Here is a 17,836-nt window from a genome sequence, read left to right on the forward strand (position 1 = left end):
CATTGTTTTGTAGGGACTACCGAGGAGAGCTTGCCTCATATCTATGGTGTACTTTCCTTTGCAAGTTAGAAATCGCCCCTACTCTTAAAACTAAAGGTTTTCAAGTTGTACCCAAAAGATGGATCGTCGAAAGAACATTTGGGTGGTTCCAGTGGGACAGAAGGCTTATGATTGACTATGAAAGACAAAGTTGTTCCGCTGAAACTATGGTCTATATTGCATCAATTGGAAAGATGCTTAGACGTTACAAATAATTTTTAAACAGTCTCTAAGGGCTGTTGCTCAGTTACAGGGAAAACTATAAATACTCATCCCATATCTTTTTAACTTGCCCGGCAAGCTTTTTAAACTTATCTTCCGGCACATTGGCCGGTTTTTCCTGAAGATTGAGCCTGTGAACTTCCGTCCTGTATGTAATATATGTTTTTTTAAGAAAATCAGCTTTCCCTTTTTTCAGAATTTTCGTTTCAGCGAGAGAATCAAGCTGGCGGATGTTATCAGACCATTTTACCAGTTCAATATGCCTGTGCGCATTTAAAAGCACCAAATACTGAACCAGAAATTCAATATCGACCATGCCTCCGATGCCCTGCTTTATGTTGAAATATTCAGGATCAGGTTTTCCGTGTTCTTTGCGCATCCGGCTCCTCATTGATCTGATATCTTCCTGCAAGGTTGACTTGTTGCGGGGGATGGAAAGAATCTCGCGCCTTATTTGTTCAAAACAAGTCTTGATCATATTATCGCCGCAAATTGCCCTGGAACGTACAAGCGCTTGGTGCTCCCAAGTCCAGGCATTTTCAATCTGGTAATTCCTGAAAGAATCCACATTGCTTACAAGAATACCGGCGCTGCCGCTTGGACGGAGTCGCATGTCAATTTCATATAATTTTCCGGCAGGGGTATGGATAGTTAAAAAATGAAGAATACGCTGCCCGAGCTTGGCATAAAAATGAGCACTGTCTAAAGGCCGGATGTCAACGCCCTCTGTTTCCGCTTTTGTTCCGGCATGAAGAAATATCAGGTCAAGATCGGATCCATAGCCCAACTCAAGGCCTCCCAGTTTACCATAGGCTATAATAGCAAAACCGGTTTCACATATAGAGCCGTCCAGAATGGATTTGGGGATTCCGTGTTTATCTATCATGTAACTCCATGAAAGATTCAAAACCTTTTCCAGTACGGTTTCAGCGATATATGATAGATAATCGCTGACTTTCATAAGCGGAAAGGCTCCGGATATATCGGCTGCCGCGACACGGAGTGTATTCACCTGCTTGAAAACGGCAAGTTCTTCCATTTGCAATTCAAGATCATTATTCGGAATTCTCTCAAAATGCCGCATAATAAGTTTTTCAAGTTCATTCTTTTCGGGTGGCACATAGAGTGTGCGGGTATCGATAAGTTCATCAAGAAGTACGGGATGGCGTGTCAGAAAAGAAATAATCCAGGGACTCTCTTGGGAAAGTTTAATGAGATGGGTCAGCACATCCGGTTTTTCCAGCAAAAGGGCTATATAGCAGGTGCGCCGTTCAATTGTTTTTATCAGATCGACAATCCGTTTGAATGTAATTTCAGGCTGTTTTGAAAGCCCTGCTTTTTTTAGAACAATCGGCATCAGCCTGTCCAGCCGCTCACGTCCTTCCAGGCTCAGGGCGCAGGTGCCGGCATCATTACGCAGATAATCCAAAAGGGTATATATTGACTCCGGATCATTAAAACCCCGGTCGCCGAGGATCTGTTCCGCAAGAGCCTTATCGTCAAGTCCCTGCCAGACATCGTCAAGTTCCATGTCGAGGCTGCTGTTCCGGTTTTCATCATCCTCAAAGACCAGCAATTCATTAAAATGAGAGTGAACATTATTCAAATGTTTTTCAATAATAACTAAACAGGATTCCCAATTTTTATAACCCATTGACAAAGCAAGGCGTATCCTGCCCATATCATCAGAAGGGAGATTGTGGCTCTGCCGGTCATCGAACTCCTGGATACGATGCTCTATGTTCCTTAAAAAAATATAAGCCCCGGTCAGTTCGTCATATACTTTTTGAGGGATGCAGCCTTCAGAAAACAGAATCAAAAGAATTTTCAGAATAGACCGCTCACGCAAAATAGGCTCCACACCGCCCCTGATGAGTTGAAATATCTGCCCGAAGAATTCTATTTCGCGTATTCCACCAGATCCAAGCTTTATATTCTTATGCAAGCCCTTTCGCTCGATTTCGCGGGAAATTTTATATTTCATCTCCCTGAGGGCGTCATATACTCCATAATCGAGATACCTGCGATAGATAAAAGGGTATAATCTTTCCAGCAGCTCCTTACCGGTACTGAAATCACCAGCCACAACCCTTGCTTTGATTAACGCATAGCGCTCCCATTCACGCCCCTGCCTCTGGTAATACTCCTCCATGGCGCTGAAACTCATAATCAGAGGACCATTTTCGCCAAAAGGTCTCAGCCGCATGTCGACCCTGAAAACAATTCCTTCAGGTGTTGTTCCGCCAAAAATTTTAAGGAAGCTGCGGCATAACTTTGTAAAAAATTCCTCATTGCTTATGGAACGTGAACCTTGGAGAGTCTCCCCGTTTTCAGGATAAGCAAAAATCAAATCTATATCTGACGAAAAATTAAGTTCGCGGCCTCCCAGTTTGCCCATCCCCAGCACCACAATATCCTGGGGCGAACCATCAAAAGATGCCGGGATTCCATATTTGCCGCATTGCAGCTTATAGAGCCTGGAAAAAGTCAGATCAATACATGCATCTGCAAAAAATGTGAGGTCAGACATGGTTTTAAACAGATCAGCCCTTCCGCTAAGATCCCGCCAGGCTATTCTGATCATTTCCCTGGTTCGGCGTTTGCGCAGGATTATTCCGAGTTCTTCTTCATCATCCGCATTCCGAACATCCTCCTTCAGCCTCAGGAAATATTCATCTTTTGAATATTCCCTGTAAAGGTCACCGCTGCTGAACAAATCATTAAGTAAATCAGGGAATCTGAGCAAATTTTTTTGAACAAACCTGCTGAAAGCAATAACCTTTTTCAACTCCTCGAGAAAAATATGATCATCCGGCAATGCAATATTTAATGAATCAGCCGATTCTGTTAATTCCTTAAACCTGTGATCTAAATCTTCAATGCTGTATTCCTGCAAATTCAGTTCCATATTGTTTTTCTTTTGTCCTGTTATATATAAATTTTCAGATAATTACCTGATTTTAAAATTTGGCACAAGGCCATAGGGAGTAGTGGTTCAAAATCCTGAACCCCTACTCCGACGACCGATAACGCAGTGAAATTATTTTAGTGAAAAACGACAGAAAGGGGAAGACTAAAATTAGCCTGCATTTAATTTTTCCCAGCCCCCTCATAGCAATCGTTCGGCTTGACAAATACACCGTAAACACGTACAATTGTACCCATGAAAATCATTGCAGATACAAATACGTTTCTTGCTGTTGCGCTAAATGAACCGGAAAAAGATTTAATTATACGACTTACTGTAAGCTGTGATTTAGTTTCTCCAGAAGTTTTGCCTTTTGAGATTGGCAACGCATTAACGGCAATGTTGAAAAAAGGCTCTTTACGGGTAGATGAGGTGGCCTCGTCGTGGGAAATCGTGCAACATATACCTGTTGATTTACGGAGTATCAACATAAAATCTGCATTAAAAATAGCCACAGGATTTAACATATACGCCTATGATGCCTATTTTTTGGAATGTGCTGATAACCTTCGGAGTCCATTACTTACCCTCGACCGTGGCATGAAACGGATTGCCAGGGAAATGGGGATTAAAATTTTGGAGTAAATATCATGAAAGTATATACTTATTCTGAAGCGAGACAGCGTCTTGCCAATATACTTAATATCGCCCGAACTGAAGAAGTTGTTATAAAAAGGAGAGGCGGGGAAACTTTTTCAATAATTTTTAGAAAAAGTTCAAAATCACCATTTGATGTTACAGGTATTAAAACCAAAGCCACCACAAACGACATTCTTGATGCAGTTAAAAAATCAAGAGAACGATTTCCCGAACCAGATGTTCAAGATTGACGGGCAGGGGAGAGCGGTTTTGCTTTAAACAGCGTTTTGTTTTTACCCGGCACTGATTTGCACAAAAATAAATTCACATTTTGCCATTTATTTGTAGCCTGAAGATAACAGCATCCATAAACCCATCAGAACGAATAAAGCTCCAGCCCCTATTTTAATATAATGTGCCGGAATTAGTCTGCTTATGTATGAACCGAAGACAACGGCCAGCAAGGAGGTCAATACAAGCGCACCCGCCGCGCCAAGAAATACAGCTAACCGTGTTTTGTTTTCAGCTGCAAAGGCAAAGGTGGCCAGTTGAGTTTTGTCGCCCAATTCAGCCAGAAATATCATCACGAAAGTTGTAATCATCACCTTGGTATTCATCCCTTAACTCTCCATATGAACCTTCATAAATTCCCAACGAAATATTTTTATCTGTCGCAACCTTAATAAAAATTTAATTATAATACCATCCCCTTAACCTTCCTGTAAACAGGTTCTGGGAAAAATTGTTTCTCTTTGTTTCAAGATTCAATAAAATTCACTTGACGTCGAGAAGGCAGGGTATTATATTGCTAAAAAAGCATACATCAGGTAGTCCATATGAAAATTTTTGTTAAGGTTATGAAAACGCTGTCCGATTCTAATCGGGTAAAGATTATAAAGATGCTGCAGCATAAGAAGATGTGCGTCTGCGAGATGCGGGAGGCATTGCAACTGGCTCAACCAACCGTCTCAAAGCATTTAAAAATGCTGGAAGACGCGGGCATCGTGGCTTCGTCTAAAAATGGGAAATGGGTTAACTATTTTCTCACAGACGGCGCCAGAAATCCTTATGCCGCTTCCATATTGGGAAATCTCAGGCACTGGCTGGAAGATGAACCGGAGGTTTCAGAGTTGGTTCAAAAACTTCCTTTTATTCGGCGTGAAGATATATGTGGGAAATAATTTTTTTACCTTATATATATTGCTAAATAGCGATTTGTTTGATTGATACCAGCAGATTTTCAAAATTTAAAAAAGCAACCGGAGTAATATTATGGGAAAAGAATTCCAGGGAAATTATTTTTTTTCGGTAAAAGCAAATTTAATGCCATATCTGTATTTACCAATCGGACTGGCTGGATTTTATTTATGGTGGCTGGTTTACGTCAGGCTTTCCTCCGTTTCATCCTGGCTGACCTATAAAAGGCAATTTTCAGGCAATTGTGATAAAAGATCGTAAATTCAAAAAGAAACGGAAATCGAATCAGCCGGAGTATGCCTATTTTACTTCACTTCCATGGAAAAATGCTTTGTCCCTATATGAAGCATACAGTCGGCGGTGGACCATCGAAAACAATGCTATTAAAGAGCTGTATCAATATTGGATTTTTGAAGATTTCCATTGTGCCAAGTTTAATGCAATCCGTGCTCATATTATCTTTTCTGTTGTTATGTTTAATTTGCACATATTGTTCAAATTCAAGTATGGCAGACGTTTTTCAGAGAAATCGATTGCTGCCAAAAGAGCACCTGGTTTTGAACCCGCTCGTGTTATCGTTTATTGTGATGATTATTTCGCCATTGGCCATTGTCTTCCCATTGTGGTGGCTGGAAGTTCCGCTGCTACCGTAAGAAACGTGCTGGAAAGCAGCAGGTGGCAGGGGGCCGGAAACTGGTTCCGGAAGGGCGCAGGGGCGGTTATCCGTACCCTTGGACTCTATTTTATTATGAATCCGTTTTTTGTGAGTTAAAAATCATTATTTCCGACAGGAGATAATCTATGGCAGCGGCAATAAGCAAACGGCTATCCTTTCTGGATCGCTTTTTAACCCTCTGGATATTTCTGGCCATGTTTATCGGCGTGGGCGGTGGTTATATATTCTTCGATATCCGGGGCGTGATCGACCATTTTCAGGTCGGCACCACCAATATCCCCATTGCCATCGGATTAATCCTGATGATGTACCCACCCCTTGCCAAGGTGAAATATGAGCAGTTGGGTTATGTATTTCGTGATTTTAAAGTGCTTGCACTTTCCTTGATTCAAAACTGGGTGATCGGGCCCATCCTGATGTTCCTGCTCGCCATTTCTTTTTTGTCGTCATGTTTTTCGTATCCTTTTACCTGTCCATGAAGGCGGGCGCAACCTATGAACAGTCCACAACCCTGAGTTTTACCGCAGCGTCCAACAATTTTGAACTGGCCATTGCCGTGGCCGTGGCCGTGGCCGTTTTCGGAATCAACTCAGGCGTGGCATTCGCCGCGGTTATCGGCCCGCTGGTGGAAGTGCCGGTCCTGATCAGCCTGGTGAATGTATCCCTGTGGTTCAAGAAAAAACACTTTCCGTTTACCAGGGCGACGCCCACGGGGCGTGTGTCATGTGACGCGTGAATCATAATGCGATCTTTATGAGTAACAACATTCGTAAAATATAATACTCTATTTTCAATACCAGAAGGAGGCATTCAATGGACAAAAAATTACTGAAAAAGGCATTCGAATTTCATGGCCATATCTGCTGGGCAAGCGCAGCCGGTGTTCGCGCGGGTCAGGCAGCCTTAAGGAAACTGGGAGTTCGGCGCACCGGCACGTCAGGTGAATTGCACTGTATCATCGAGATCGGGGACAACCACGGGGCACAATGCTTTGCTGACGGCGTCCAGTACGCCACAGGCTGTACACTCGGCAAGGCCAATATTGAGAAGACCGGGTGGGGCAAGCTGGCGATTACTCTGATTGACAAAAAAAGTGAAAAGGCCGTTCGCGTGTCATATAAACCTGGAAGGCATAAGCTGATCGCGGAATCAGCGTTTATGAAAAAACGTGGGCAGGGCGTGCCTCCCACACAGATTCCCGAAGAGGAAGCTTGGGCGATGGCCGATATCATATGGGAAGCGCCTGAATCCGATGTGCTTTCTGTGGGCCGGGTGGAGTCCTATGAATGGGGAGATGATTTTGGGGAAATCATGGGCCTTGTGCCATGTGATGATTGCGGTGAGCTTGTGGCCAAGGCATATCTTCGCCTAGTAGGGGAGAAAAAGATGTGCATCCCGTGTTCGGGTTACGAGCGGTAGGCCCGGGTTGGCCGTGGGTATGTGTCGTATGAGGTATAAACTATGAAAGGAAACAGCCATGCTTCTCAAAAGCTACACAAAAGAAATATCAAGGCCCAAGTGCAATCCCGGATTTGAATCCGTTCACTGCACCGCCCGCCTGGATCAGGATATCGGCGCGGTTATTCCGTATCTCAATGCCGCACTGGACGGCTCCGAATACCTGAAAGACCCCCCCGGCGGTACTGTTTAAAAACAACGGCCGGTTAATTACCGTTCAATCGGATAGCATTGCCGTCAATGCCCTCAAAGATGAAAATGAGGCCGACCGGATACTTGAATGACTTAAACGGGAAATCAACGAAACCTGGGACAAGCGCGCGGAGATCACACCAAACTATGAAAGCGCCCCCAAGCCTCAGATCATAAAGATACTGAAGAGACTGCCCAAGAAGCAACTGCAGCGAATGCGGTCAGCCCACCCGCATGGTCTTTGCCACTCAGGTAGCAGAGGGGGTTAAAGGCGCTGAGGACTGCCCGGCCATGCCCATGGGGCTCAAAGCAGGGCTTGCTGCCATGAAGGTTCTTGGCGTGGAGCATGCAAAGGACAAAGAGTTGTTTGTAGAATCAGAGACCGGCAAGGGCCATGCTGCAGGCTGCTTCTTAGACGGCATTATGGTGGCGACCGGCTGCACCTACGGCAAATCAAATATCAAAAAACGCTATTACAACAAGATGGCCTTTACACTCATTGACCTAAAGACGGGACTGGCCGTTCGGGTTTCTCTCAAACCGGACTTTTTTGAAAAGGCCCTTGCCTCTCCCTTTGTGCAGCAAAGAAAGGCTGGGGTGCCACCACAAGAGATTCAACCGGAAATCGCCGACCCTCTAATCAACCGGATCATCGATTTGGATGCGGCCGAGTTTCTGGATATCGGCAATGTTCACTCTGTGGATGTCAAAAAAGGGAAAGGCGTGTTTGAGACCAAAAGGTGCGATACATGCGGGGAAGTGACCTTTGTCAACAAACTGCGTATCAAGGGCGATGGGTCTATGGCCTGCATTCCCTGCTCGGGTTACGAAGAATAAGGAGGAACTATTTTGGCATTAGGATTTGAACAGGTCGCCTTGTTATGTGGCATTTTTTTTATTGTGTCGGTCATCTTTATGATATTCGGCCAGGGGGGCGGCGCAGTTTATGTCCCCATGCTTCTGGCCTTCGGTCTGCCCCTCTACAGGTGTGCCGCCACAAGCCAGGTGTTAATCATCGTGGCCACAATTTCCGCCCTGCTCGTCTTTCAGAAGGCCGGGTTTGTAGACTGGTCGCTCGCCCTTATTGTGGAGCCCCCGACAAACTTGGGGGCATTTTTAGGCGGATACCTTTCGCCCTGTTTTCCCGCCGCATTTTCCAAGCTTGCCTTTGCCTGCATTATTCTTATTGGCGCCTATTTCATGATCAGGCCCATTAGAGACAGGCAAATAAAGACGGCAGGCAGAAGCGACCGCTGGTACTGTCTGGAACGTAATTTCGGAAGTGAATCATACTCGTTGAACCTTTTGGCCCTTATCCCGCTGATGATTGTAGCAGGTTTTGTGGCCGGCATGCTCGGCGTGGGCGGCGGCCTTATAAAGGTGCCTGCCCTTGTGCTCCTGGGCGGCGTGCCCATGAAGATTGCAGTCGGTTCATCCAGCCTGATGATCGGGATTACCGCACTCACAGGCCTTTTCGGTCATGCCCTGGTCGGGCATTTTGATCCGAAACTGGCCTTGACTCTCGGTGCAGCGGTCCTTGCAGGCTCCCAGATCGGGGCAAGGCTGGGTGTGAAAATCGATAAAAAGAGTCATAAAAAATATTTTGGTTATCTGCTGGTTTTTATTGCATGCTGGATGGGCTATATGGCGTTTAAGTAGCTCCTGAAAAACCTATCCCACACAAAGCCACAAAGAACACTGAATTTTTTTTGTTCCCACTCCGCACTGACAGAGTATGATACAAAATATGTTTACCATACCCACAGGAGCGTAGCTTGATGAAACGTATCATGTTAACGATAATCTTCGTCATCCCCTCATTGATAAGTTTTGCAGGATGCGCGTTGATCAATCCGACCAATCCCTATCCCGATGTGACGAGGACGCAGGTTCAGACGGAATCCAGGGCTGTTTCTCGATCAAAAATCGATACGGAAAATAAATCGATTACCCTCTCAGATGCCATTGGCATAGCTCTTGAAAACAATCCCAGCGTGGCCGAGGCCCGGCATGAAACCGATGCGGCTTCAGCCCGGCACGCACAGGCGTTTGCCCGCGCCCTCCCCAAAATTGACGCTACGGGCGGCTACACGCATGATATGGATGACCAGCGCCTCATGCCGGCACACTATAACGGGGAACCGGGCGTATTCGGGGACGATATCTATTCGGCGGAGATGGTTTTGACCCAGCCGCTGTTTACCGGCGGACGGCTGATTAATGGAATAAGTGCCGCAAAACTGCTTGAGCAGGCCGCGGTTCATCGTCTCTCCCGGACCCGCGAGGAACTGGTATTCAATGTGTCGAGCACCTTCTATACGATCCTGGCGCAAAGGGAGATCGTCGGCGCGTTAAAATTTTCTAAAAAGGCCCTGGACGAACATCTCAAACAGGTCAACAACCTGATTGCAAACAAAAAAGCGTCCAGGGTGGATCGGTTGCGGATAAAGGTCAGGATCGCAGATATCGTTCAGAGGCTGACCTTGGCGGAAAATATGCTGTCCATTCAAAAAAGAGTCCTGACCAACCTGATGGGGGCATCGGACACGAGAGGAGCGCTGACCATTACAGGGGACCTCAACAAGGGACCTTCCGGGCCGGTGGACATGGATAGAAATATCAACATGGCTTTTAAACTGAGAACGGATTACATGGCGGCTCGGGCGGCCCTGGAAGCAACGGCAAAAAAAGTTGATGCGGCTCGGGCCGGACACTGGCCCTCCATATCCCTTCAAGGCTCTTACGGGGAACGATGGTCGGATGACCCGTCCGTTTATCCACCGGGTACGAATGCCTCCGATGATATGGGAAGAATCGGTGTTTTCGTGAATATCCCGATCTTTGAAAGCGGGTTGATCTCCGCCCGGGTTCGGGAAGAGCGGGCCGCCCTTTATGCGGCCGGGGAAAAACTCCGCGCCCTTGAACTCGGTATTCGACTGGATGTTCAAACCGCCGTCCTGAATATTGATACGGATATCAAAAGAATCCATACTACGGAAAAGGCCATTGATCAGGCAAAGGAATCCCTTAGGATCGAGAGGAAAAAGTATAACTACGGCAAGGGGTCCATCACGGATGTGCTGGACGCCCAGTCGTCCATGCTCGACTCCCAAACCAATTATTATAAGGCCCTGGTCGATTACAACACGGCCCTTGCTCAATTGCGACTGGCGACAGGAGTGATAAAATGAAAAGCAGGAAATCCCGGATAATTATTATTCTCATCGTGGTTATTGTACTTATCGGCATCGGTGCGGGCCTGATAAAGAAAAAACAAAGCAAGCTGGCCAAGGCTCCAAGATACGGTTTGTCCCCCGCAATTGTGCATGTGGCGTCCGCAAAAAACGGTGATCTTGACATTAATCTGACCTATCTTGCAGTAGTCGAGCCGTTTCAAAAGGCGGACATATCGTCCCGGGCTTCGGCATCGATTGTATCGGTCAATGTTTATGAAGGAGACCGGGTAAGACGCGGTGATATCCTCATTGTACTGGATGCAAAGGATATTCATTCCGGTATCGATGCCGTGTCCGCCCAGGTCAAACAGGCAAAGGCGAACCTTGCGTCCAATAAAGCCACTGTTGAGGCCCTGGATAAATCAGCGGCCTATTGGGGCCGTGAGGCAATGCGGGATAGCGCCCTTGCAAAAGACGGGGCCATTCCCGAGGCCCAGGCCGAGGGAACGGTGAATAAGGCGGATGAAATCAAAGGCCGACGGGATTCTGCCCGCCGGATGACGGATGCCCTTTACCAAACAATTCGGTCACTGGTACAGAAAAAATCCCAACTGACGGCCCAGCTCGCCTATTATATTATACCTTCCCCCCTTGACGGTGTCGTCACCCGGCGTCTGGTTGATCCGGGTGACTTGGCCTCCCCCGGAAGGACACTAATTACGGTGGAGGATACAAACCGTATGATGCCGGCATTTGATGTCCCCCAGCAGGACTTGGACCGAATTCGTGAGGGATTGCCGGTGACCTTTCAGATCAATGGAAAAGTGCTTCATGCAACGCTATCTCATCTTTTTCCGGCGCTTGCCGCATCCAGGATGGCACGGGCCGAAGTCTACATTGACGGACCGGACAAGGCCCTGTTGACCAGCGGGGCCTATGTGCCGCTAACCGTGCAACTTATGCATATCAAAGACGTCACCCTCGTGCCGCCGGCCTGTCTTGTCGCCAATCAAAATGAACAACCGTATGTCTATGTGATTCAGGACGAGCATGTCGCAATCCGTTCGGTTGAGATATTGGGGGATGGCGGCAAACTGACGGCAATCAAAGGTGTCAAGGCCGGGGAACAGGTGGTCCTCAACACCTTTCTGGGATGGGCGCGACTTGCACAAGGGATGCCGGTGGAGGTGACAAAATGAACCTGACCCGATTTTCCCTGAAAAACCCCTATACGATCCTGGCCTTGACGCTGGCCGTTGCAGCCCTTGGGGTATTTGCTTTTTCCCGTACGCCGACCGACCTGTTTCCAAACACGGTTCCGCCTCAGGTGGTGGTGATCACCGTGGAACCCGGCGCCGCGGCCAGGGACGTATCCGACAAGATTACGAAAATCATCGAAAAAGAGATCAACACCATCAGCGGCCTGAAAAGGATCGTCAGCACATCAAGAGACGAGGTATCGTCTGTTAACGCAGAGTTTTATTATGATAAAGCCATCGGTGATGCGGTTATTGATGTACAGAACGTAATCAGCAGGATTCGGCCGGAGCTTCCCGCAGATATTCTTGAACCTCGCATTTACAGGATTACCGATGCGACCAGGCCTCTGGTGACAGTGGCATTGACCCCAAAGGCACAGAGTAAAAAAACGCTGTTCGAGATACGACTCCTGGCGGAAAATCAGATCGAGGATGAAATCCTGAGGCTCCCCGGTATTGCGGATGTGGATGTCTTCGGCGCACACCAGCCTGAAGTCGAGGTGCGGATTTCCCGTGACCGTTTGGTTGCGAACAAAATATCAATCAATGAAGTGATCGGGGCCTTGACCAGGCAGAATATCTCCAGTCCTGCGGGCACCATCTATTCCGGAAAAAATGAATATCTGGTGCGGACCACCGGCGAATTTGAGAACCTGTCAGACATCTCAGCCTTCCCGATCAGGCACAATGGAAACGGCTATCTGCGTATCTCGGATGTGGCATCGGTGAGCCTGGGTGAGCACGAACAACGGAGCATCTATCATGGAAACGGCAAGGCTGGTATAGCGATTAATGTTCTTCGCCCTAAAAACGGACCCACGGTTGCGGCCATCAAGAGCTTTAAGGCATTGCTGCCAAGGCTTGAAGCCGAGTATCCTGATATCAATTTTTCCATCACGGACGACCAGCAGCCTATTATTGACATCAATGTTCACGGTATGCGCACCAGCCTGGTCCAGGCGCTTGTAATGACAGTCCTGATTATCTTTGTTTTTCTCGCTGATACGCGGGCGGCCATAGTGGTATCTGTAAGTATCCCTCTGGCATTTTTTATCTCATTGGTGGTCCTCTGGTTCAGCCCCTATACACTGAACATGGTAACGCTTTCCGGTCTGATAATCTCCGTGGGCATGGTGGTGGATTCATCCGTGGTTATTCTTGAAAATATCTACCGCCACTTTCGCGCGATGAAAGAGCCGGATGCAGTGCGGGCGGCGCAGGAAGGGGCGGGGGAAGTGTCCCTGGCCATAACTGCCGGCATGTTTACCACTGTCATTGTGTTGATACCGGTCATGTTCACCAGCGGTTACACCCAGCAGGTGATGCGTCCTTTAAATATGATGATTTCATCCACCCTGGTGGCGTCTCTGCTGGTGGCATTGACGATGATTCCGCTCATGGCGTCTAAATTTTTGGGAAATTCCCATACAAAACGAAATTCCATTGAACGGTTTTTCGGATACACCGACAAAGGGGTTACCAGGCTGTCACAATTTTACATCAAGATCCTCAGCCGGGCGCTTAACAAACGGTTTATTACCCTGATCCTGGCCTTTGGTTTTTTTATGATAACAATGCGCCTGGTAAAACCCTTGAACGGCGGTGAACTGATGCCGCTCATGGACACCGGCATTGCCCTGATCAATTTTGATACGCCGGGCGCCGACACCCCGGAGCAGGTGGAGTCCGTGTTGAGGCGGGTTGAAAAAATGATCTATGAGCAACCGGGGGTGGAGATGGTATCATCCGTTGTGGGATCAGAACCCGGACAGATCAGTTTCGGCGGGGGCGGGGCAACGAGCCAGTCCGCCAAGATCACGGTTCACCTGGTGGATAGAAAACACCGGCCGGAGACCATCTGGCAGATCGAGGACAAGTGGCGGGCGGGACTGCGAAAGATCCCGGGCGTTCGAAGTTTCCGGGTCAGCGAATACGGCGCTACCCCACTGTCCACCACCAAGGCTCCCCTTGATATTATTATCAGTGGTCCGGATACGAAAGTCATCAGTCGGCTGGCCTACAAATGCATGGCGGCTTTAAAAGGCCTTCCCGGCCTGGTCGATGTCCGGCGGAGCTGGTATGAGGACAAGGTAGAACGAGATATCCGGTTTGATCCGGCCCTTGCCCGCCTGTATCATATTACCCCGGCCGATGCCACCCTGGAGCTGAAGGCCTCGATCAAGGGAATTGCCGCAACGCAAATGCGTCTTACCGGATACCTGGATATCCCGATTAACGTGCGGTATTCCGATGCGGACATCGACAACCCGAACAAAATCAATGAGGCCTATGTGTCCACGAAATTCGGGCCGATCCCGTTGCGGGCCGTGGCAGATGTGACGGAAAGTCACGACCAGCCGTTTCTCACCCGTGAAGGGCTGGAAAACACCATTGATGTCACCGGCGGAAACTCCATATACACCATCGCCCAGGTCGCAAAAATGGCGCATATGCGCCTTTCCAAAATCAAGGCGCCCCAAGGGTATGCCATAAAGACGTCGGGAACATCTCTTGACATGAAAAACGGCCAGAAGGAAATGGGTCGTGCGTTGATCATCGGCATCGTGCTCCTTTATTTTCTTTTGCTTGCCATGTTCAAATCTTTCGGTCATCCGATAACCATCATGGCTGCCATTCCCCTGGCCGTTGCCGGGGCAATGTGGGGCCTGCTTTTGTTTGACAAACCCATGTGCAAACCCGCCACCATGGGCTTGATCCTCCTGGGCGGGACCATTGTAAACAACAGTATTTTGCTCCTTGATTTTATCCTGGAGGCAAGGAAGCGGGGCGTGCCGAAAAAGGACGCGATCCTTCAATCGGTGCAGCTCCGGATCAGGCCCATACTGATGACGACATCATCGACAATTATCGGCTTAACGCCTCTGATATTCGAGATGGCAGTAGGCCTTGAGCGGATGAGCCCCCTCGGGATCGTGGCTGCATCCGGCCTTTTAGTAGGAACCTTTTTGACCATGATCGTGATCCCGGTCGTATATTCAAGCATGGACTCGTTGGCCATTGGTGTAAAACAGGCGTATCGGTTTGTGATGGGGGAGGATGCCGTAGCCAAATAGCATACGAAAGGAGTTAAAATGTTTAAAAGATTTTTTTTATTGGTTTTTGTATTGTTTACATCGTTCCTAATTGGGGTCATCCGCCCTTGCCCGGTTATGGCACAGGATAAAGGTACGGACATATCAAAGGTAATTGAACTCAAGGATATCCATCTGACAAAAGGCATAGCCACTGGCATCAAGATAATGCGGGATAATAATCGGCCGGTTGCATTTATGATTAAAGCAGCCAAAGGCTTTGCCGTGTGCGGGCATTTCAACCTGAAAACCATGGAAAAGAGTGGTATTTCTGTCATTCAGTTTGTAGGAGTCAAATCCATTGAGGAAGCCGTGGATGCCAAGGTGGTCGATATGACCAGTCAGGCAAAAAATTTGGGCGTTAAAAAGGGATGGGTATAAAAGAGGCACTTCAAATGATAATGTAACGTTTACCCTAACATCATGAAACAGTTTGTCTGTACATTCATTGTCCTGTTTTTTCCCCTTCAGCCCTGTTCCGCCGGGGCATTGGGATCGTTCAGCAAAGATGACATGCTTTGGAAGGATCTCAGGATAGGACAGGCTCATATGTCAATCGGCGGCACCTTCCGGATAAGGGGTGAATTTTACGATGGATATGACCTCAAAAAATATGGGATAGAAAAAAATGAAAATTTCCTGCTTTCCCGCCTGCGCCTGGATTTTAATCTCAAATTAGCACAAAAGCTCAAAACCTTTTTCCAGTTGCAGGATGCGCGTATCTTCGGAAGTTCCTTCGATGATGCTGATTTCAAGGTAAACAATCCGTATCACGATGATATGGATATCCGTCAGGCGTATGTGGATTATGAACCATGGAGGGATATTGAAATCAAGCTGGGCAGACAACAGATCGCATTTGCCGATCATCGTATCTTCGGCCCGGGAAGTTGGGGAAATACCGGTCGCTATATCTGGGATGCCGCCAGGTTGAGATTCCATAATTCTTGCATAGACAGCCACTTTCTTGTGGGAAGATACATTATCAGGGACACGGACAGGTGGCCCGACAAGCATTCATCCGGACCCACTGCATATGCGAATTATACGATGATCAAAAACCTCCCTTTCGACCTTGATATTTTTTACGTGCTCAAAAAGGATGATCACCGGGATACCCAGGGTGAAAAAGGGGAAGGGAACCTGACAGCGCATAGCGTTGGATTTAGAATCGATGGTGCCCGCGGTCCATGGGATTATGGCGCGACTTTTGTGCGTTAGTTCGGACAATGGGGGCAGGATAAAATCAGGGCTTACGGACTTGCAACAAGGCTGGGCTATACCCTTGATTTGCCCTGGCGTCCCCACCTTATGGCCTAGTTTATCAATGGATCCGGTGATGATGATCCCCACGACGGGGTAAAAGGAACATTTGACGGGGTATTCAGCGGGGCGGATACCGTCTTGTATGGATGGATGAATCTTTTTTTCTGGAGTAACGTCCGGGAATACAGGTTGGATCTGATTTTATCTCCAGCCAAAAATCTTTCTTTTCGCAGTGAGTATCATTATTTTACGCTGGATAAAAAAAAAGACGCATGGTATTTCCCAAGTGGACCCCAACGCCGGGATTCGAGCGGTGGATCAGGAAGGGAATTGGGTCATGAAGTCGATTTGTCTTTTCACTATAAGTATGATTCATGGTTCGACCTCATGAGTGGGTATTGTTTTTTTATTCCCGGGGAATTTATCCGCAATACCGGTCCGGCCCCTGACACCCAGTGGTTCTTCCTGCAGACCACAATTTCTTTTTAAGGAATAAGGAAAATACCTATGACTGTGCCAAACGGCATATAGTCTGAATGAAGCGTGCCTGAAAACAAAATAAATGCGACAAGGGGGGTAGTATATGGACTTACCAGAAAACAGACTATCCATCAATCCGGAAAAATCCGGAGGTGGTCATTGTTCTTTCGAACATACCTGTGATTCCATTGCCTGTGGGGCATGCTGCACGGAAAAAGAAGAAAATATGCCGGGCAATAAAATAAAGGACACGCGGATCGGCCCGTTAGGGCACCTGTTCAAATTTTTCGGCTGTTGGTTTGCATTTACCGGCCTTTACAGCGTTTCCTCCGTATGTCCATTCTGCGGGCAGGCGGGATGTCCGGTCGGGGCTGCTGGCGCCGGGGTTGTCGGAGCCTTCATGGCGGCGTTGGTTCAAATGCGAAATTGGAAAATGTTTGCCAGACCCATTAATGACCGCTTCAAAAGCATTGCAATGCGATACACGCGGCATTCGTAAATGGGGTATAAACAGCAATAGGAGGGAAGGTATATGGCATATCTACAAGCGATCATGGTTTGCTTGTCTGTATTTTGGATGACAACTTTTGCAAACGCACAAATCCCTTCAGCGCAGGAAATCAATCAGAAGTATGAAGAAGCAAAACAGGACGCTATGGGGATTTGCCCGCCCATCAACCTGCTGGACGAACGATTTCTTTTTCAGACCTGTCATGCAAAGGCCTTTTGACGCGAGCGGAAAATCGACGTATGAGCCGCAATACAAGATCATGGGTTTTGACGGGCAAGCGCGCCGCTACTCCGGAGTTGCGGGAATGACCGCCTCTTTTTAAGAATTTTCGTAACCTGGGTCATAACCTGCTGTGGTTTGTGGGCCTGCGGGACAGTCAGCCTGCTTTCGGTCGGTTTACCTACTTTGAAAAATTTGATTACTGGGCCGTGTTCTGGGGTTGTGTCATCCTGGTGGGGACCGGCCTCGTGATGTGGTTCCCGCATGTGGCCGGGATACTGTTGCCCGCTATAACTCCGGACGCATTTAATGCGTTTAAAGAGGCCCATGCCCACGAGGCCCTGCTCGCTGTTTTGGCTATATTTATCTGGCATTTTTATAATGTCCATTTTCGCCCGGGCCGGTTTCCCGGGTCGCTTTCCTGGACGCACGGCCGTGTCAGGCACAGGGAGATGGCCCGTGAGCATCCGCTTGAGATAAACACAGACTGATCATCGACGGT

At 47.8% G+C, this 17,836-nt stretch carries 20 protein-coding genes and 1 pseudogene; 18 read left to right on the top strand and 3 right to left on the bottom strand.

Features of this window, described 5'->3' with window-relative positions:
• Positions 1–2 precede the first annotated feature (2 nt).
• The gene (locus tag BuS5_RS01895) at positions 3–254 is read left to right on the top strand and encodes a transposase (protein WP_084445515.1); all 252 of its coding nucleotides are present in this window, start codon (positions 3–5) and stop codon (positions 252–254) included.
• 44 nt (positions 255–298) lie between these two features.
• Here the strand turns inward: BuS5_RS01895 and glnE are convergent, their stop codons facing one another.
• Positions 299–3,169, bottom strand: a complete 2,871-nt coding sequence (gene glnE / locus BuS5_RS01900; RefSeq protein WP_027352654.1) for a bifunctional [glutamate--ammonia ligase]-adenylyl-L-tyrosine phosphorylase/[glutamate--ammonia-ligase] adenylyltransferase — start codon at positions 3,167–3,169, stop codon at positions 299–301.
• 255 nt (positions 3,170–3,424) lie between these two features.
• Between glnE and BuS5_RS01905 the strand changes: the two genes are divergently transcribed.
• Together BuS5_RS01905 and BuS5_RS01910 are read left to right on the top strand one after the other, a co-directional pair.
• On the top strand, positions 3,425–3,814 hold the full coding sequence (locus BuS5_RS01905) for a type II toxin-antitoxin system VapC family toxin (protein ID WP_027352653.1): 390 nt from the start codon (positions 3,425–3,427) through the stop codon (positions 3,812–3,814).
• A gap of 5 nt (positions 3,815–3,819) precedes the next feature.
• Entirely contained in the window at positions 3,820–4,059 is a 240-nt protein-coding gene (locus tag BuS5_RS01910) for a type II toxin-antitoxin system prevent-host-death family antitoxin (protein ID WP_027352652.1), read from the top strand.
• 87 nt (positions 4,060–4,146) lie between these two features.
• Here the strand turns inward: BuS5_RS01910 and BuS5_RS01915 are convergent, their stop codons facing one another.
• A complete protein-coding gene (locus BuS5_RS01915) occupies positions 4,147–4,425 on the bottom strand; it encodes a TMEM165/GDT1 family protein (protein WP_027352651.1) in 279 nt (92 codons plus the stop codon).
• A 219-nt stretch (positions 4,426–4,644) separates the two neighbouring features.
• On the opposite strand from BuS5_RS01915, the gene BuS5_RS01920 reads away from it, so the two are divergent.
• From BuS5_RS01920 to BuS5_RS01930, 3 genes are all read left to right on the top strand, one after another.
• Positions 4,645–4,989 carry an ArsR/SmtB family transcription factor gene (locus BuS5_RS01920; protein WP_027352650.1) on the top strand — a complete coding sequence of 115 codons (345 nt, stop codon included), beginning with the start codon at positions 4,645–4,647 and terminating at the stop codon, positions 4,987–4,989.
• A 260-nt stretch (positions 4,990–5,249) separates the two neighbouring features.
• Positions 5,250–5,777 carry a transposase gene (locus BuS5_RS01925; protein ID WP_027352648.1) on the top strand — a complete coding sequence of 176 codons (528 nt, stop codon included), beginning with the start codon at positions 5,250–5,252 and terminating at the stop codon, positions 5,775–5,777.
• Positions 5,778–5,806: 29 nt separating this feature from the next.
• Positions 5,807–6,160, top strand: coding sequence for an arsenic resistance protein (locus BuS5_RS01930; protein WP_027352647.1), 354 nt, complete (start codon positions 5,807–5,809; stop codon positions 6,158–6,160).
• A gap of 13 nt (positions 6,161–6,173) precedes the next feature.
• Here BuS5_RS01930 and BuS5_RS01935 read toward each other — a convergent pair whose 3' ends face one another.
• Entirely contained in the window at positions 6,174–6,422 is a 249-nt protein-coding gene (locus BuS5_RS01935) for a hypothetical protein (RefSeq protein ID WP_274427969.1), read from the bottom strand.
• Positions 6,423–6,494: 72 nt separating this feature from the next.
• Here BuS5_RS01935 and BuS5_RS01940 point away from each other — a divergent pair, with 72 nt between their 5' ends.
• From BuS5_RS01940 to BuS5_RS01995, 12 genes and pseudogenes are all read left to right on the top strand, one after another.
• The gene (locus tag BuS5_RS01940) at positions 6,495–7,100 is read left to right on the top strand and encodes an FmdE family protein (protein WP_035263986.1); all 606 of its coding nucleotides are present in this window, start codon (positions 6,495–6,497) and stop codon (positions 7,098–7,100) included.
• Positions 7,101–7,158: 58 nt separating this feature from the next.
• A complete protein-coding gene (locus BuS5_RS01945) occupies positions 7,159–7,332 on the top strand; it encodes a hypothetical protein (RefSeq protein WP_157487286.1) in 174 nt (57 codons plus the stop codon).
• 233 nt (positions 7,333–7,565) lie between these two features.
• Entirely contained in the window at positions 7,566–8,168 is a 603-nt protein-coding gene (locus BuS5_RS01950) for an FmdE family protein (protein ID WP_027352644.1), read from the top strand.
• Positions 8,169–8,180: 12 nt separating this feature from the next.
• The gene (locus BuS5_RS01955; protein ID WP_027352643.1) at positions 8,181–8,990 is read left to right on the top strand and encodes a sulfite exporter TauE/SafE family protein; all 810 of its coding nucleotides are present in this window, start codon (positions 8,181–8,183) and stop codon (positions 8,988–8,990) included.
• A gap of 119 nt (positions 8,991–9,109) precedes the next feature.
• Positions 9,110–10,522 (top strand): TolC family protein, encoded by a 1,413-nt coding sequence (locus tag BuS5_RS01960; RefSeq protein WP_027352642.1) that lies wholly within the window; start codon positions 9,110–9,112, stop codon positions 10,520–10,522.
• Positions 10,519–11,706 carry an efflux RND transporter periplasmic adaptor subunit gene (locus BuS5_RS01965; RefSeq protein ID WP_027352641.1) on the top strand — a complete coding sequence of 396 codons (1,188 nt, stop codon included), beginning with the start codon at positions 10,519–10,521 and terminating at the stop codon, positions 11,704–11,706. Before BuS5_RS01960 ends, BuS5_RS01965 begins: the two co-directional genes overlap by 4 nt.
• Positions 11,703–14,840 carry an efflux RND transporter permease subunit gene (locus tag BuS5_RS01970; RefSeq protein WP_027352640.1) on the top strand — a complete coding sequence of 1,046 codons (3,138 nt, stop codon included), beginning with the start codon at positions 11,703–11,705 and terminating at the stop codon, positions 14,838–14,840. Before BuS5_RS01965 ends, BuS5_RS01970 begins: the two co-directional genes overlap by 4 nt.
• A 96-nt stretch (positions 14,841–14,936) precedes the next feature.
• Complete coding sequence (locus tag BuS5_RS01975) at positions 14,937–15,239, top strand: DUF1805 domain-containing protein (protein ID WP_198012158.1); 303 nt, start codon at positions 14,937–14,939, stop codon at positions 15,237–15,239.
• Positions 15,240–15,407: 168 nt separating this feature from the next.
• Positions 15,408–16,613, top strand: a pseudogene (locus BuS5_RS01980) (alginate export family protein).
• Positions 16,614–16,707: 94 nt separating this feature from the next.
• The gene (locus BuS5_RS01985; RefSeq protein ID WP_198012157.1) at positions 16,708–17,103 is read left to right on the top strand and encodes a hypothetical protein; all 396 of its coding nucleotides are present in this window, start codon (positions 16,708–16,710) and stop codon (positions 17,101–17,103) included.
• A 33-nt stretch (positions 17,104–17,136) separates the two neighbouring features.
• Positions 17,137–17,334, top strand: coding sequence for a hypothetical protein (locus tag BuS5_RS01990; protein ID WP_027352635.1), 198 nt, complete (start codon positions 17,137–17,139; stop codon positions 17,332–17,334).
• A 140-nt stretch (positions 17,335–17,474) separates the two neighbouring features.
• Positions 17,475–17,825, top strand: coding sequence for a hypothetical protein (locus BuS5_RS01995; protein ID WP_051374502.1), 351 nt, complete (start codon positions 17,475–17,477; stop codon positions 17,823–17,825).
• The last annotated feature ends 11 nt before the right edge of the window (positions 17,826–17,836 follow it).

Source organism: Desulfosarcina sp. BuS5 (assembly GCF_028752835.1).
Lineage (GTDB): Bacteria > Desulfobacterota > Desulfobacteria > Desulfobacterales > BuS5 > BuS5.